Source organism: Micromonospora aurantiaca ATCC 27029 (assembly GCF_000145235.1).
Classification (GTDB): Bacteria; Actinomycetota; Actinomycetes; order Mycobacteriales; family Micromonosporaceae; genus Micromonospora; species Micromonospora aurantiaca.
Genome location: NC_014391.1, coordinates 6,754,983 through 6,769,881 on the forward strand (window position 1 = coordinate 6,754,983; position 14,899 = coordinate 6,769,881).

Consider the following 14,899-nt stretch of genomic DNA (forward strand, 5'->3'; position numbering starts at 1 on the left):
CCCGCGGGCCCGGCGGTCGCCGGGGACGCTTATGAAGTCTTGAGGTCGGCCTCCGGGCGTGCACCAGGCACGCGACTCGTCACGACGCGGGCATGCACGACGCACGGCCGGAAACGATGTCGACGCGGCGCGGGCGTGGCGGACGGTTATCGGTGGGTCGGCCGGTGCGCCGCCATCTCTTCGAGCCGGGCGATGCGTTCGGGCATGGGCGGGTGGGTGGAGAACAGTGCCGCCAGTCCTTCGCCGCGCAGCGGGTTGGCGATCATGAGGTGCGCGGTGCTGGTGAGTTGGCTGTCTGCGGGAAGGGGCAGCATCTGTGTTCCGGCGTGGATCTTGCGCAGAGCGCTGGCCAGGGCGAGGGGGTCGTCGGTGAGGGTGGCACCGTCGGCGTCGGCGGCGAATTCACGGCTGCGGCTGATCGCCAGCTGGATCAGTGTGGCCGAGAGGGGGCCGAGGATGAGCATGAGCAGTGCGGCCAGCATGCCGTGGCCGTTGTCCTCGCCGTCGTCGGACGGGGCGGTGACCGGCAGGAACCAGGCCAGATCGGCGAGCATCGTCAGGATCCCGGCCAGGGCCGCGGCGACGCTGGAGATCAAGATGTCGCGGTTGTAGACGTGGGCCAGTTCGTGACCGAGCACCGCCCGTAGCTCGCGCGGGGTCAGCAGCTGCGTGATGCCGTGGGTGACGCAGACCGCGGCGCGGCGCGGGTTGCGGCCGGTGGCGAACGCATTCGGTTGCCCGGTGAAGCTGATGTACAGCCTGGGCATCGGCTGGCCGGCTCGTGCGGCGAGTTCGGCGACCATCTCGTACAGCTGCGGCGCCTCCGCCTGGCTCAGCGGCTGCGCCCGCATCGCCCGCAAGGCGATCTTGTCGGAGTAGAAGTAGGCGCCGGCGTTCATGGCCAGCGACACCACTGCGGCGATGACCAGGCCGGTGCTGCCGCCCAGCCACCGCCCGACCAATAGGATCATGGCGGTCAGCAGGCCGAGTAGGGCTGCGGTCTTCACGCCGTTGGCGAAGCGGCGCATAACTCACCCCTTCGTAAAGCTGCTCAGCCCCCGGCCGACCGGAGACGGTGTCGGAGCACAGGTCTTCGTCCGGTTCAATTCTTCACCGTGCGTTGGTCGCATGCGTACTGATCACACGATCCAGGCGCCTCCGTGCGGCGGCGGCACACCGAGGATCACCGGCCTCAGCACGCGACGACGTCCGACGACGAAGGTACCGCTACTCGCTCGCTTGGCGGCGACGTCGGCTCGACGGTCACGCAGGTTGAGCGTCACGCGAGACGTCGTCGGGCACATCCGCCCATCGGTACACCCCTCCAAGCTGTTACGCCGGTGTCGGCAGCGGCAGGCTTTTCCTCGCCGCTGCCGACACCCCACGCGGGCACGTGCCCACGGGCAGGGCGTTCGACGGCTCCGCCGCGGCGCACCCCAACCCCATGCCGGAGGCGCGGCTACCAGCCCGGGCGTCCTTGACCCGTCGCCCTACGCGGTAGGTCAGCCAGGTTCACTGTCCGGCTGCGGCCGGTGAACCGACGGGGTGGTTCCGCTGCAACTGCTCGATGAGCTCGCGTTCGGAGTCGCGGCTCAGGTTGGTCTGGATGACGGTCGGGTTGTACGGGCGGATGGCCTCGATCACCCGGTCCACGGTGGCGTTGCGGGCGAGGAAGAAGACCGCTGCCTTGCCGGGCTGCAGCGTCTGGCCGACTTCCTTGATGAGGTCGTCGCGGATGCCGATGTCGGTCAGCGCCCCGGTCACCGCTCCGGTGCTCGCGCCGACGCCCGCGCCGACGATGGCGCCCGCTAACGGATTCAGGAAGAGCAGCCCGATGAGGGTGCCCCAGAGCGCGCCGCTGGTCGCGCCGTAGCCGGCTCCGGCAGCGGTCACGTTCACCGACTGGTGCAGCTTGACCTTGCCGTCCGGGGTGCGCTCGACCCAGGCTGCGTCGGCCAGCTCCAGCAGTTCCTGCCGGCTCAGTTCACCGGCCAGGTCGAACACCTTCTCCGCGGTTTCCCGGGCTGTCCACCCCGAACACCAGCAACTGCGCCATCTGTCGTACCTCCCTGTGAAAAGTCCTCGGTTGGCAACGGCGTGCGGTCAGCTGGCTACCCGCACTCATCGATGCGAAACGCCGGTATCGGTCTTCGACGGGACCGGGCCGGCCAGGGCCGTCGTCAGGACAGGCAGCTGATGGCGACGGCCGGGCGCCATCAAGGTCCGGCACTTCATGTCCGCGGCGGGCGTCGCTTGTGCCTCGCAGCGGATCGGTTGACCAGCCGTCATCGGGGTACACGGCAAGCGTGGACGTACATGAGACGCCGCTGCCCGGACTGGGTAGCCGCTTCGATGTCTGCTTGGACGGCGGCCGTCAGCTGGGTGTGGTGATGCACCGTGACGGTGTGGCCGAGCTGGTGCTCTACCACGCCGAGGATCCCGACACCGTGTGTGACAGCGTGACGCTGCAGCCTGACGAGCGGGTGGTCGTCGGTGAGCTGTTGGCGCTGCCACCGGAGGAGATCCGGTCCGGGGCACGAACCCATCAGCGGAGGTGGCGGTTGATGGAGGACCGGCCATAGACGCCGCCGTGCACCTCGCCGCTGCTGGCGCCGGTGGCACGGCGCAGCTGTTGCTCGATCTCGGGGCGGTGGTTCTTCGGTCTCGGCGTGCTCGGATGGGCGGCGCACCGGCTGCAGCTGTCACCGGTCCCGCTGTATCTGCTGGCCGGGCTGGCGTTCGGACCGCACGGCGTGGTGTCGGTGCTCGACGGCGAGCAGGGTCGGCAGTTCGTGGCCATGGGCGCCGAACTGGGCGCTGTGCTGCTGCTGCTTGCCCTGGGCCTGGAGTACGGCGCGGACGAACTCGTCGCCGGGCTGCGCCATCACGCGCCCGCCGGGCTGGTCGATGTGCTGCTCAACGCTCTGCCAGGTGCCGCGCTGGCCTTGCTGCTGGGATGGGGACCGGTTGCCGCGGTGGCACTGGCCGGGATCACCTACGTGTCGTCGTCCGGGATCGTGGCGAAGATGCTGTCCGACCTGGGGCACATGGGCAACCGGGAGACCCCGGCGATCATATCGGTGCTGGTCTTCGAGGACGTCATGATGGCCGGCTACCTTCCCGCGCTCACCGCGCTGCTGTCCGGGCTGGGCGTGCTCGCGGCGACCGCGAGCCTGGCCGCCGCGTTGGCGGCGGTGGTGGTGGTGTTCGCCGTGGCGATACGGCTGCCCGGTGCCGTCGCCCGGCTGGTGTTCGCCCCTAACGACGAGGTGCTGTTGCTGCGCGTGCTTGGCCTGGCCCTGTTGGTGGGCGGCCTCGCTACCCAGCTCAACGTTTCGGCCACCGTCGGGGCCTTCTTGGTCGGGGTCAGCCTGTCCGGACCGGTCGCGCACCAGGCAAGCGACCTGCTGCGGCCGCTGCGCGACCTGTTCGCCGCGGTCTTCTTCGTCTTCTTCGGCCTGCAGACCGACCCTCGAGTGATCCCCACGGTGCTCCAGCTGGCCGTAGCGTTGGCGCTGGTCACAGCAGCCACCAAGATCGCCACCGGCTGGTGGGCCGCTGGGCACGCCGGTATTGGCCGTACCGGCCGGCTGCGCGCCGGCGTGGCCCTGATCCCCCGCGGCGAGTTCTCCATCGTGATCGCCGGCCTGGTCACCACCGCCGCAGCTTCCGGAGCGGTGGCATTGGACGCCCGGTTCGCTCCGCTGGCGGCAACCTACGTGCTGATCCTCGCCGTCGCCGGACCCCTCGCCGCCCGCATCCTCCACACCTGGCAGGGCCCACGCGAGGCACGACGCACACAATCAACGGCCGGATGACGCTCCACTGCGGCGGTCGTGTGTGGTCAGTACCGTGGTGAGGCCTGCGCCAGGTTACGAGGTGGGCTGAGCGAGGGCTACGGGAAGTCGTGAGCCGGCGTGCAGGTCGGCAGGCGGTGGTGCGGCGGTCGGCAGGGCGAGGATGAAGGTGGCGCCGCGCGGCTGGTTGGGCTGGTAGTCGATGCTCAGGGCGTTGGCCTGGGCGAGTTGGCGCACGAAGTACAGGCCGAGGCCGGTGCCAGGCTTGACGGTGGCTACGCCGGTGTCGGCGCGGGCGAAGCGGTCGAACAGCCGGGGTATGAATTCGGCCGGGACGCCTTCGCCGTGGTCGCTGATGCGGATGTGTACACGGTCGGCGCCGCCTCGCACGGTCACGTCGACCGGGGGTCTGCCGTACTTGACGGCGTTGCCGAGCAGGTTGCCCAGCATCAGTTGCAGGTGGGCGGGGCGGCGAACCCGGTTGCCTCGTCGGGTGCGGAGACCGTGATCGGGTAGTCGCCCTCGTGGTTGAGGGCCACTACGGCTTGGCGCACTGCCTGGGACACGTCCACGCGCACCGGGCGGGCGGTGACCGCGCCGGCGTCGAGTTGGGCAAGGGTGAGGATTCCGGTGACGATGGCGTCGGCGCGATGCCCGGAGGCGTTGATGCGCTGCACGTAGCGGTGTTTGACGTCGTCGTCGGTGCTGGCCCAGTCGTCGAGCAGCATCTCGGAGGCGGAAACCATGCCGGTCAGTGGCTGTCGCACGTCGTGCGAGAGCATGGCGAGGAAGTCGACCATCTGCGTGTTGGCCTGCTGCAACCGCTCCGCCCGGTCGGCCAGTTCCGCTTCGTTGGCCTGCCGGGCGCGCTCCAGCGCGCGGCGTTCGGTGACGTCGATGATCTGCGTGGCGAAGTGCTGCGCCTCACCGTGCTCATCGCGCAGCAGCGCGGTGGTCACCGACGCCTCCACGTCACGGCCCTCGGCATGCCGGTACCGCTTGTCCATGTCGAAGCCGTCGATGCGCCCGGCAAGGCAGTCGCGCAGCCCCGTGACACCGACCGCGGTGTCGTCGGGGTGACTGATATCGGCGAATGCCGGCCGACCAGCTGCCCTTCGGGGTAGCCGAGCATCTGACACATCGCCGGATTGACGCGCAGGAACCGGCCGCTCGGGTCGGTCAAGGCCATGCCAATGCGGGAGTGGTCAAAGACCTTACGGAAACGCTGTTCGCTGAGCTGCAACTCGCGCCGATTGGCTCGCGCTCGGCTAACCTCGGCCCTTCAGTAAGGGCGGCCCGGTGGCGGTGGCCGGGAACGTGAAGTGCCTTCTGATCTGGAACGATGGGACTTGTCTAGGGTCCTGTTCGTCCGTTTCGGAAGGCACTTCCAGGGTGCAGAGTACCGGCACGCGTCCGAAGGTTGTGGTCACCGGTGGGGCTCGGGGTGTGGTCGGGCATGCCGGCACTCGTCTGCTCGCGGATCTGGCTGACAGGACCGGGTTGACCAGCGGTTTCGTTCAGGCGTTGGGGCTGGAGCGGGTGCGCCGGTCGGCGCATGAACCGGGCCGGGTCGCGGTCGATCTGGCCGTGTTGCTGGCCGATGGCGGTGAGGCCATCAGCGATCTGGCGGTGTTGCGGCAGCAGCCGGGCTTGTTCGGGCCGGTGGCCTCGGACGCCACCGCGTGGCGGGTCCTCGATGGCTTCATCATGTTCGTGGATCCCACGTCCTGCATCGTCGCAGCAACACCGCCATAAGGCGGGCAGAACGAGGGTCGAATCACGCTTGACCGGCGGGGCGGAGCTGACGGAGCGCGAGGAGAAAGCATCGCTTGCGACCGCGTCAAACGAGTCTTGGACCAGACCAAGATGTGCACTCCCTCAGCTCTGCTGGCAGGGATGAGGGCGGCCAGTGCGGCGGGGTCACCAATGCCAGCGTGTAGCGCCCACCCGGTCATCTGGTCGGTGACCGGGCGGGCGAGGCGTGGGCTATTGGGCTCATCGGGCGGCGTCGGCCGCTGTTCCGGGCGCGTTGGCGAGCACCGCGGCCAGGCCGGCGGGAATCGGCATGGGTGGGGTCAGCAGTACGCGGGCGCGGCCGGTGTTGCCGACCGGGTAGCGGCCGAGCGCGGATCCGGGTCCGGCTACGGCGAGGCGGATGACCTGCCCGACCGCTCCTACGCGGTCGCGTTCGTGCAGGGCGCGGCGCAGCATGACGGCGTGGGCCACGGTGTGCGGCCACGGCCAGAGCTGGGACAGGATGTGCGCGCGTTCGGCGGCCCGTCACGCCGTCGCCGGGTCGGTCACGGTGCGGCCGGTGGTCAACTCGGCGTCGAACGCGACGCGCACCGCGGACAGCATCCGCCGCCCGATAGCCAGTGCGGTCATGCCGCATTCGACGAGCAGCAGGAGCAGCCCGGTCGGCATCCGCACGCGTCATCCTCGCTGGCACCGTGTCCATCTGCGACGGCACCGGCGCGGGTGCGGGTGTCAGCGAGCGGGACGGTGAGCAGGACCGCGCAGCAGGCATCACTACGCCACGCCTCCGGCCTTCCTTGACCGCCACGGCGGCGATGACCAGGGCGGCGATGGGGTCGCTCAGGACCAGCCGCGCAGGCTTTTCGCCCTGAACTCGCAGGACTCGTCCCCCGGCTGCCGCCACCCAACCAGGCCACCGGACGCCGACGTCTCGCCCAGCGGAGCAGCGAGGTGGTAGATGAAATTGGGCTACCAAGACTTTCCGGACTTGGCCCGCTTCGCGGCTGCGCGTTGGGCAACAATCCGCGTCCCCGTTCCGTTCATGCGCCACCTGGCAACCGGAAGGCTGACGTCGAAGAGGTCGGCGACTTGCTCGTCGTTCCTGCGCTCCCTGGCCGCCTTGTACGCGGCGGCCAGGGGCAGCAGCAGTTCGGCTCCAAGTTCCTGCGCTTCCCACTCCTGATCTTTGCTGGTGGGATTGGCGCAACCGTGGCGACCCTCGGCGCTGAACATGACCCGGTCGAACTCGTGTTCAAGGAGCACGTGGGCCATCTCGTGGGCGACGTTAAATCTGCGGCGGCGGGGCTGGTGTGAGGTGTTCTCCACGATGAACTGGCCCGTTCCGGCAGGCACCAGCGCGGCGGACCATGCCTCCGGACGCTCGGAGGCGTAGAAGGTCACTGATTTCTCAGGACATCCCATCTCCGCAAGGCTGTCCAAGGCGTGCACGGCGACGCCGTGCACGTGGGCGAGTTCGTAGGGGCAGAGCCGATCGTGTTCGGTGAGACCGAGGTCGGTCTTTCGGATGTCGATCGCTCGGCGCTGGATCTCAGCCTTGGGGAGCCTTTTGCCCACGTGTCACCGGTTCCGAGCCGCGCGTTGGGTGGCGTGCAGTTTCATGGCTGCTTCGAGCACGTTCTGTAGGTGTTGCTTCTCCTCCTCGCCGAGATCTTTGCGAGCCCGCAGGAGAACGCCGACCTCGGCGAGGAGTTCCGGCTCCTCGTCTTGGTCGTCCTCCGTGTCGGAGATCCAGAAGGTCTCCGCTGGCATCTTCAGCCACTGGGTAAGGGTCATGAAGGCGTCTGCGTCCGGCCGGTAGCCGTTGGCAAGGCGGGTCATCGTGGAAGGGCTACATCCCACCTCGCCGGCGAGCTGTCGCCAGGAGAGGTTCTTGCTTCTGCGCGCGGCGTCGAGGGCGGCGTACAGCGCCGGCACGTTGATCCTGGTCTGAGCCATGGGCGGGGCATCTCCTCGCAGGTTGCGCGAACCACCTTTCTACCACCGTTCGACATGTCGAACACTCGCGTGGTAGCGTTGATCTCGTTCGACAAGTCGAACGATGTCCTACTAGTAGGACACCTACCGTACCCGCTGCGCTCCAGCAGCAGCAACGATCCGAGGAGATCAATATGACGACCAGCGCGACCGAAAACGTCGGCGAGAACCAGCGCTCGCCCCGGACCATCACGGTCTCGGTCAACAACCAGCCGATCGAGTTGCCCGAGCGCCGGGTCACCGGCCGGGACATCAAGCAGGCCGCCGTCGCCCAGGGCGTCCACATCCAGCCCAACTTCCAGCTCTCGGTGAAGCGGGGCAACCGCTACGAGGTCATCGGCGACGACGACACCATCACGGTCCACCCTCACCAGGAGTTCCTCGCGGTCGCGCCGGACGACAACTCGTGACCGAACCGACCACGGCGGTCACCACCGCGGTCGACGCCGTCCGGGAACACTTCGCCGGCAAGCCGGTCGAGGTCACCCCGGACGGCCCCGGCGGCGCCTTCGTGATCGTTAACGACATTGAGATCGGCCCGGGCTACATCCCGTCGACCACATGGCTGGGCTTCCAGATCAGCGCCGCCTATCCCTGCGCGGATGTGTACCCCCACTACACCGGACGGCTGACCCGCACCGACGGGCAGCCTCACGGGCCGGCCATCCAACAGGTCGACTGGCAGAACAGGCCGGCTCTGCAGTTGTCACGCCGCTCCAACGGGTGGCAGGCCGGGATCGACAACGCCGCGCTCAAGGCCGAGAAGGTGATCAAATGGCTCGTCACCCAGTGAACCCGCCGGCGGACGGCTGGAGCCTCACTGTGCCGGCTCGGCTGTGGGCCGACCTGTCCAATCACCTGTTCCGAAGCGACAGGGACGAACACGGCGCGGTCATCCTCGCAGGCCGCGCGAAGGGCCCGCGCGGGCCCCGGCTGCTCGCCCGCGAGCTGATCCTCGCCAAGGACGGGGTCGACTATGTGCCCGGTGAGACCGGGTACCGGGCTCTCGCGCCGTCCTTCGTCCGCGACGCCGCAGTCCGGGCGCGGGAGGAGGGGCTCGCCTACCTCGCCGTGCACAACCACCTCGGCGGCGTCACGGTTGGCTTCTCCCGGATCGACCTGGCCAGCCACGAGCGGGGCTACCCGGCACTGCGGCAAATCACCGGCCAGGTCGTCGGCGGACTGGTCTTCACTGACCAGGCCGCCGCCGGTGACCTGTGGTTGCCCGACGGGTCCCGCGTCGACCTCGCGGAGGTCGTCATCCCGAGCGGCAACCTCATTCGCCTGCGGCCTCGCCCCGCCCGCGCCGGCACGGCCGAGCTCCTGCACGATCGGCAGGCGAGGCTCTTCGGTCAGCTCGGCCAGGAGTCCCTCAGCCGCCTGCGGGTTGCCGTGGTCGGCCTCGGCGGGGTCGGCAGCATCCTCGTCGAATTCCTCGCCCGCCTCGGCGTCGGCGGCCTGGTCCTGATCGACGACGACATCGTCGACGAGACGAACCTGCCCCGGCTGCTCGCCGCCGAACGCGACGACGTCGGCCGGCCGAAAACCCTCCCCGCAGTCCGGAACGCCCGTCGGGCGAACTCGGATATCGACCTGACGGTGATGGCGGAACGAGTCGAGACCAGCACGGCGAGACAGTCGTTGAACTACTGCGACTGGATCTTCCTCGCCGCGGACAGCCACTCCGCCCGGTACTGGGTCAACGCCGCCGCCAACCAGTACCTGATTCCCACGACGCAGATCGGCGTCAAGATCCCCGTGAACGACGACGACATCGTCGGCCAGATCCACGCCGCCAACCGGTTCGTGGTCCCCGGAACCGGCTGCATGTGGTGCAACGGCCTCATCGACCCGACCGAACTCGCGATCGACATGCAACCCGAACACGTACGGGCTGCCGCCCGCTACGTCGCAAGCGTTCCAGCGCCCAGCGTCATCGCCCTCAACGGCCTCGTCGCCACCGAGGCCATCAACCACTTCATGCTCGCGGTCACCGGCATGCACCACGACCCCGACGACACCACCTCCACGATCCACCTGCCCAGACGGCGCGAACGCACAGGCCAGATGCCACGTCGTGACAAGGACTGCCCATGGTGCTCTCCAAACGGGCACCTCGGGCGCGGTGACGGCTGATCAGGGCAGTGGCGATCTTGCCGACGATGGGGGTGCGCTGGCCGGGCGCCCGGCCGTGGCCATACCGCCGCTCCCGGCTCGATCCGTGCACGAAATAGGATGCGTCGAGTGACGTTCGACTTCATCGAGAAGCGGCCCGGACCGGGTGACCAGGTGATCTGGTATCCGTTCGCTGAGAACAGCGACTTCAGCCCGAGCTGGTGGGACTACCGGTCAATCGACGGCGTCAAGTCATACACCTTGCTGGAGGTCCGCCAGGGTGGAGTGGAAGTAGCACGGATCGAGCTCGACCCCGGCGTCGTGATCGATCACTACCTAGGAACCCCTGAACTCGGCAACGCAGCACTCGAGATTGAACTAATCGAGGTGGCGGAGTCGCACCGACGCCGAGGCATCGGGACCAAGATCATCGGGGCGTTGGCGTCCAGTTACCCCGAACGACGACTGCTCGCCTTCAGCGAGGAAGCCGACGACTTCTGGGCGTCGCTGAGATGGACGCGATACGACCACCCGGAGGGCCCGCAGCTCAACCGCCCCTTGTACATCCAGCCAGCCGAAAAGGTCTGAGTAAACGCGGCGGCGGAACAACGGGACGGATCGAGCGACCCCTGAACGGACGGCGCGACTACCGGCGCTAGGTCGAGTCGTACCGCCCGTAGAAGCCGTCCGGGTCGTACCTGCGGGGCACGCAGGGCCTTCGGCATCACGGGTGGGCGCGCCAGAGCGCGCCGCTGCCCTCGCCACGCGATCACTCGGTGACGGCCGCCAGGTGCGGCGGTTCGCCGCCGGTCTTGAGGAAGGTGACTGCCAGTTGTATCGCCGTTTCGGGCCGAAGTTGTAGGTGCTCAGCTGGGTACTCGGTGGGCACTCCGCCGAAGTCGAAGTGGAGTCCCTCGGCCGGGGTTTCCGCTTTGGGGTCGTTGAGGTAGCCGCCGTCGTCAGCGATGTGTACTGCGAAGGCGTGGGTGGGGTGACCGAGTCCGATCTGGATGCCGGGTGGCAGGTCGTCGGGGTCATTGTCGGTGTCGCTGAAGATGGTCAGCACGACGGGCTCGCCGGCCTGTTGGATCTCGCGAAGGAGGGCTCCGAGGGCGTCGGGGTCGGTCAGTTCGACCTCGTGGTTGTCGCGCTGGTCGCCCCGGTCGTAGGTCCAGGTCACCTTCATGCGATCGCCTTTCCGTTTCCGGTGTAGGTACGCCAATGGCGTACCTGCCCGTCATCGTCGCGTACGTAGACGGCCAGCCGCGCGCCGGCCGGCAGGAGCCGGGAGAGGATCTTCTCGCAGCCGTAGGGGGTGTAGTCGCAGGGCGGATTGTTCGTCACCACAGCTGCCTGGGTGATGTGGTCGCGGCGCATCCGGGCGGCAAGCTTGGCTTCCAGATGGTCGGTCGTGGTGGCGATGAGTTTGTAGGCAGGCTTGAGGTCGGCGGCGGCGTCCGGGTCACGGCCAGACCTCATGGGTATCCGCTCACCACCGATCAACGCCACACCGGAGGTAGGGTCTTTCGCTTGCCGTCGAGGCAGGTCCCGAGCGGCATCGGTCAACCCTTCGGGCACCAACTCGGGCTGAGCCGGTGCTTCCGTTGCAGTCGCAGACGTGTCGCGTGTGGCGGGCGGTCGGCTAATGTCGCTGCCACCGCCCGTCGTCAATTTCCCAGTTCACCGACCTGCCGAGCCTGCGCCAGCGCCGTATCGACGTGCTGTCGGGCTTCGGTCCCGCGCGTCCGGACGGTCGCCAGGACCTGCAGCACCTGCTGCAGCCGCGATAGCGTGGGACCGGGCTGTCCTCCCTGCAACGCCGCCGTGACCAGCCGTCGCGTGTCATCGACCGCGGATCCGGCCGCAGTGACATGGCCGTCGACGGCGGTCAGCGCGGCTACGACCGGCGTAAGCGTGGCGATCGTCTCCTGCGGTGACGGCTGCTGCGGCACGGCACTGAGCGACCGCGACGCCTCACCCAGGACCCCACCGGCCTGCGCCAGCCGAGACCGGGCCTGTCCGAGCACTTCTCGCGCGCGAGCCAACCCGGCAGCGATGCCGGCAAAGCCGGAGGCCACCGCCCGAGCGGTGATCTGCTCGATCGCATGGTCGACAGCGCCAGCCTCCTGCTGGGTCCGGTCCACACCCGCCGCCATTGCCTGCAAGTCGGTGCCAATGCTGTCGGTCAGTGACATCGCGTCACCCTCCGGCTCCGAGTCCGTTAGATCCGTGGCAGCGTAGAGATGAGTGCCAGTCGAGCACAACCAATGCGCACAACGGCCTCCAGCTGAGGAGCCCGTATCCCTTGAATGAACAGCAGGCGTCAGGCCTCGCCTCTCCATTCCCGCAGAGCGCCAGCCGTCGCCACCGTGTTGGGGTGGTCATCGCCCAGCAGCCGAGTACTGTCGGCAGTCACTCTGGTGAGGAGATCGATCGCCTCGGCAGTGCGCCCCGCCTGCCGATAGGAGGCCGCCAAGTTTGCACGGGCGGTCAATGTGCTCGGGTGCTCCTCACCGAGGAGTCGCACGAAGTCGTCGACCACCTTCGTCAAGAGGTCAATCGCCTCGGCAGTGTGCCCCGCCCGCCGATAGGAGACAGCGAGATTCGTGCGGGCGATTAGTGTGCTTGGGTGCTCCTCACCGAGGAGTCGCACGAAGTCGTCGACCACCTTCGTCAAGAGGTCAATCGCCTCGGCAGTGCGCCCCGCCCGCCGATAGGAGACAGCGAGATTCGTCCGGGCGGCCAACGTGTCCGGGTGCTCCTCGCCGAGAAGGCGCGTCCGGCCGGCGGTCACCTTCTCCTCAATGGTGATCGCCTCGGCAGTGCGCCCCGCCTGCCGGTAGGAGCTGGCGAGGTTGGCGCGGGCGGCCAACGTATCTGGGTGCTCATCGCCGAGAAGGCCCACGAAGTCGTCGACCACCTTCGTGAGGAGCTCAATCGCCTCGGCAGTGCGCCCCGCCTGCCGATAGGAGACAGCGAGGTTGGCGCGGGCGCCCAGCGTGTCCGGGTGCTCGTCACCGAGTAGGCGTGCGCTGTCGGTGGCCACCTTCTCCTCAATGGTGATCGCCTCGGTTATGCGCCCCGCCTGCCCATAAGAGGCGGCGAGGTTGGCGCGGGCACTCAATGTGTGAGGGTGCTCATCGCCGAGTAGCTGCACGTAGTCGGCGACTACCCTCTTGATGAGGATGATCGCCTCGGTAGTGCGCCCCGCCCGTCGATAGGAAGTTGCCAGGTTGGCATGCGCGGCCAGCGTGTCCGGGTGCTCCCTACCGAGAAGGCGTGCGCTGTCGGTCGCCACCTTCTCCTCAATGGTGATCGCCTCGGTTATGCGCCCCGCCTGCCCATAAGAGGCGGCGAGGTTGGCACGGGCGGTCAATGTGTTCGGATGCTCGTGACCGAGCAGCCGGACCGCCTGTTCGGTCATGTGCTTCCAATATGCGACGGCGGGCGTGTGCAGGCCGGCGCGTAGCAGGCTGATGCCAGCTCTGGACAGCAGTGGGTGCCCGTGGGGTTGCCAGAGCAGATCGCCGGCGATGTCGGCCAGGGTGTTGGTGTTGGCGCGCAGCGCGTTGATGAGATCGGTGGTGGCGTGGTCGGCGTCTGGCCATAGTTGCAGCAGCGCGTCGGCGGTGGCGTGGGCGACCGACACGGAGTCGGTGGTGGTTTCCCGGGTGGCGCGGGCAGTCAAAGCATGGATGCGAACGGCGCGAGTGGTGTCGGTGGGGGTGTGGATGAGCAGCCCGTAGCGGTGCAGCAGCCGCATCGCTTTCCACGCCTCGTCGGTGGTGACGGGCTCGCCGGTGTCACCCCGACCGTGGGTGGACAGGTATTCGGTGACCGCAAGGGTGGACCATAGTGCGTCGGGGTGCCCTGCCGGGTCGGCCATGGCGGCCAGCGCTAGGGCGGGGCGGGCCAGCCCGACAGGTGCGGAACCATCGGCGGCATCTAGAGCGAGCAGCAGGGTGACGGCCACGGGCCGCCCGTAGGCGTCGGGGTCTGCGCTGGCGGGCATGAGGTCTGGCAGCCCTTCACCACCACTCTTGTAGCGGGCCAGGTAATTCGCACACCCCTCCTCCTGAGCGATCATGTAAGCGGCAGCGTGGGACAATGCCAGCGGTAGATGCCCCACCGCGGCGGCAAGGTTCGGGGCTTGGTCGTCGAGCAGGTGGGCGCACCCGACACCGGCAAGCCGGTCGGTCAGGTACATCAGCGACTCACTCGGGCTGTACACGCCGACGTCGGTCTTCCTCCGGCCGGAACTGAACAGGGTGGCATCCTGCAGGCGGGTCGTGGCCAGGGTCCAGCCGGTGGGTCGCGGCGGTGGCCACCAGCAGCCGAGTAGGGCCGGGTCAGTGATGTTGTCTAGGACGAACAGCCAGGTCCGCTCGGTGCTGTTTAGCCACTCCAGTAGCGCCGTCGCGTCAGCGGTCGGGTCAGCACCGTCGGCTCCGGGAACACCGGCCTTCGCTGCGGCGCGGGCGTAGGTAGTGACGACCTGGTCAGGGCTGGCGGCATTGACCCATACCACCAGGTCTGTCGCGCGCCCGTTGATGGCGTCCCAGGCAAACCACGCCGCCAGCTGCGACTTACCTACCCCTCCGCCACCAGCCAATACCCGCGCGTTGCCGTCATGGTCTCGAGCCTGATGAGGCAAGAGCACGTCATAACCGCAGCTGCGGGTGTTGAGGATCTTCTCCCGTAAGTCCTCTCTTGGCTGAAACGCCGATGCCAATGCCGGAGGCCGCCCCACCACCACCGGCCACAGCGGCACTGCAGGAGCCTGGTGCTGGTGGTACTCGGTCTTGACACCACCGAGAATGATGCCGGAGTTGGCTACGCCACCCCTGCTCGCTCGCGCATTGCCGGAATCGGTAACGCTGGCCCTAGTAGGTTCTGCGTCCGCTGCGGCTCCGCTGGCGGCCATTACTGTGAGCCACGCTGGATGCCGGTGTTGGCCACTGAACCTGGCCCCTCAGCGGTCGCGTCCCCTGAACGGACCACCTGTGCCGACCGGTCCCTGGCGTCGGTCTCTGCTCCGGTGTTGGCTCGTCCACCAGCCTTGGCGATGGCCTTACCGCTCTCTTCTACCCGGTCCGTATCGGGCACCGACACGCCTCCACTCTGCCGTGGTGGTAGTAGGTACGGAACTGCCAGAGCAACCAACGCCACGACCGCGCCGATGCTGCTGGCCGTCTTGTCGGCCTTGTCCAGTCCAACTACGACCAGGTACACCACCA

General features: G+C 68.2%; 19 protein-coding genes and 1 pseudogene. 7 read left to right on the forward strand and 13 right to left on the reverse strand.

Going from position 1 to position 14,899, the window contains the following annotated elements:
• Window positions 1–146: 146 nt before the first annotated feature.
• The gene (gene htpX / locus MICAU_RS30150; protein WP_013289139.1) at window positions 147–1,028 is read right to left on the reverse strand and encodes a zinc metalloprotease HtpX; all 882 of its coding nucleotides are present in this window, start codon (window positions 1,026–1,028) and stop codon (window positions 147–149) included.
• A gap of 484 nt (window positions 1,029–1,512) precedes the next feature.
• Complete coding sequence (locus MICAU_RS30155; RefSeq protein ID WP_013289140.1) at window positions 1,513–2,004, reverse strand: DUF1269 domain-containing protein; 492 nt, start codon at window positions 2,002–2,004, stop codon at window positions 1,513–1,515.
• 302 nt (window positions 2,005–2,306) lie between these two features.
• Between MICAU_RS30155 and MICAU_RS31590 the strand changes: the two genes are divergently transcribed.
• Together MICAU_RS31590 and MICAU_RS30165 are read left to right on the forward strand one after the other, a co-directional pair.
• Window positions 2,307–2,582 carry a cation:proton antiporter regulatory subunit gene (locus tag MICAU_RS31590; protein ID WP_013289141.1) on the forward strand — a complete coding sequence of 92 codons (276 nt, stop codon included), beginning with the start codon at window positions 2,307–2,309 and terminating at the stop codon, window positions 2,580–2,582.
• Window positions 2,583–2,615: 33 nt separating this feature from the next.
• Entirely contained in the window at window positions 2,616–3,818 is a 1,203-nt protein-coding gene (locus MICAU_RS30165) for a cation:proton antiporter (RefSeq protein WP_013289142.1), read from the forward strand.
• A gap of 54 nt (window positions 3,819–3,872) precedes the next feature.
• Here MICAU_RS30165 and MICAU_RS30170 read toward each other — a convergent pair whose 3' ends face one another.
• The 3 genes from MICAU_RS30170 to MICAU_RS33735 are packed head-to-tail and all read right to left on the reverse strand — an operon-like array spanning window position 3,873 to window position 5,040.
• Entirely contained in the window at window positions 3,873–4,247 is a 375-nt protein-coding gene (locus tag MICAU_RS30170) for a sensor histidine kinase (protein WP_041799138.1), read from the reverse strand.
• The gene (locus MICAU_RS30175) at window positions 4,247–4,756 is read right to left on the reverse strand and encodes a sensor histidine kinase (protein ID WP_174361752.1); all 510 of its coding nucleotides are present in this window, start codon (window positions 4,754–4,756) and stop codon (window positions 4,247–4,249) included. Before MICAU_RS30175 ends, MICAU_RS30170 begins: the two co-directional genes overlap by 1 nt.
• The gene (locus tag MICAU_RS33735) at window positions 4,753–5,040 is read right to left on the reverse strand and encodes a PAS domain S-box protein (RefSeq protein ID WP_082171391.1); all 288 of its coding nucleotides are present in this window, start codon (window positions 5,038–5,040) and stop codon (window positions 4,753–4,755) included. Before MICAU_RS33735 ends, MICAU_RS30175 begins: the two co-directional genes overlap by 4 nt.
• 149 nt (window positions 5,041–5,189) lie before the next feature.
• Between MICAU_RS33735 and MICAU_RS30180 the strand changes: the two are divergent.
• A pseudogene (locus MICAU_RS30180) lies at window positions 5,190–5,492 on the forward strand (IS1380 family transposase); the annotation flags it as partial.
• A 300-nt stretch (window positions 5,493–5,792) separates the two neighbouring features.
• Here the strand turns inward: MICAU_RS30180 and MICAU_RS30185 are convergent.
• From MICAU_RS30185 to MICAU_RS30195, 4 genes are all read right to left on the reverse strand, one after another.
• Window positions 5,793–6,056, reverse strand: a complete 264-nt coding sequence (locus tag MICAU_RS30185) for a DUF3703 domain-containing protein (RefSeq protein WP_085985951.1) — start codon at window positions 6,054–6,056, stop codon at window positions 5,793–5,795.
• Between the two features lie 21 nt (window positions 6,057–6,077).
• On the reverse strand, window positions 6,078–6,227 hold the full coding sequence (locus tag MICAU_RS32580; RefSeq protein WP_157547425.1) for a hypothetical protein: 150 nt from the start codon (window positions 6,225–6,227) through the stop codon (window positions 6,078–6,080).
• Window positions 6,228–6,521: 294 nt separating this feature from the next.
• Window positions 6,522–7,127, reverse strand: coding sequence for an ImmA/IrrE family metallo-endopeptidase (locus tag MICAU_RS30190; RefSeq protein WP_013289143.1), 606 nt, complete (start codon window positions 7,125–7,127; stop codon window positions 6,522–6,524).
• Between the two features lie 3 nt (window positions 7,128–7,130).
• Complete coding sequence (locus tag MICAU_RS30195; RefSeq protein ID WP_013289144.1) at window positions 7,131–7,508, reverse strand: helix-turn-helix domain-containing protein; 378 nt, start codon at window positions 7,506–7,508, stop codon at window positions 7,131–7,133.
• 173 nt (window positions 7,509–7,681) lie between these two features.
• Between MICAU_RS30195 and MICAU_RS30200 the strand changes: the two genes are divergently transcribed.
• From MICAU_RS30200 to MICAU_RS30215, 4 genes are all read left to right on the forward strand, one after another.
• A complete protein-coding gene (locus MICAU_RS30200) occupies window positions 7,682–7,957 on the forward strand; it encodes a multiubiquitin domain-containing protein (RefSeq protein WP_013289145.1) in 276 nt (91 codons plus the stop codon).
• A complete protein-coding gene (locus MICAU_RS30205; protein ID WP_013289146.1) occupies window positions 7,954–8,340 on the forward strand; it encodes a hypothetical protein in 387 nt (128 codons plus the stop codon). Before MICAU_RS30200 ends, MICAU_RS30205 begins: the two co-directional genes overlap by 4 nt.
• Entirely contained in the window at window positions 8,271–9,683 is a 1,413-nt protein-coding gene (locus MICAU_RS30210) for a ThiF family adenylyltransferase (protein ID WP_218917876.1), read from the forward strand. The genes MICAU_RS30205 and MICAU_RS30210 overlap by 70 nt, the downstream gene beginning before the upstream one ends.
• Before the next feature lie 108 nt (window positions 9,684–9,791).
• Window positions 9,792–10,250 carry a GNAT family N-acetyltransferase gene (locus MICAU_RS30215; RefSeq protein WP_013289148.1) on the forward strand — a complete coding sequence of 153 codons (459 nt, stop codon included), beginning with the start codon at window positions 9,792–9,794 and terminating at the stop codon, window positions 10,248–10,250.
• A 181-nt stretch (window positions 10,251–10,431) separates the two neighbouring features.
• On the opposite strand, the gene MICAU_RS30220 is transcribed toward MICAU_RS30215, so the two are convergent.
• From MICAU_RS30220 to MICAU_RS30235, 4 genes are all read right to left on the reverse strand, one after another.
• Complete coding sequence (locus tag MICAU_RS30220) at window positions 10,432–10,848, reverse strand: Imm1 family immunity protein (protein WP_013289149.1); 417 nt, start codon at window positions 10,846–10,848, stop codon at window positions 10,432–10,434.
• Window positions 10,845–11,240: a DddA-like double-stranded DNA deaminase toxin gene (locus MICAU_RS31595; protein ID WP_342341499.1), complete on the reverse strand. Its 396-nt coding sequence runs from the start codon at window positions 11,238–11,240 to the stop codon at window positions 10,845–10,847. The genes MICAU_RS30220 and MICAU_RS31595 overlap by 4 nt, the downstream gene beginning before the upstream one ends.
• An 89-nt stretch (window positions 11,241–11,329) precedes the next feature.
• Window positions 11,330–11,857, reverse strand: coding sequence for a DUF6244 family protein (locus MICAU_RS30230; protein WP_013289151.1), 528 nt, complete (start codon window positions 11,855–11,857; stop codon window positions 11,330–11,332).
• A 128-nt stretch (window positions 11,858–11,985) separates the two neighbouring features.
• A complete protein-coding gene (locus MICAU_RS30235; protein ID WP_013289152.1) occupies window positions 11,986–14,433 on the reverse strand; it encodes a tetratricopeptide repeat protein in 2,448 nt (815 codons plus the stop codon).
• Window positions 14,434–14,899 lie beyond the last annotated feature (466 nt).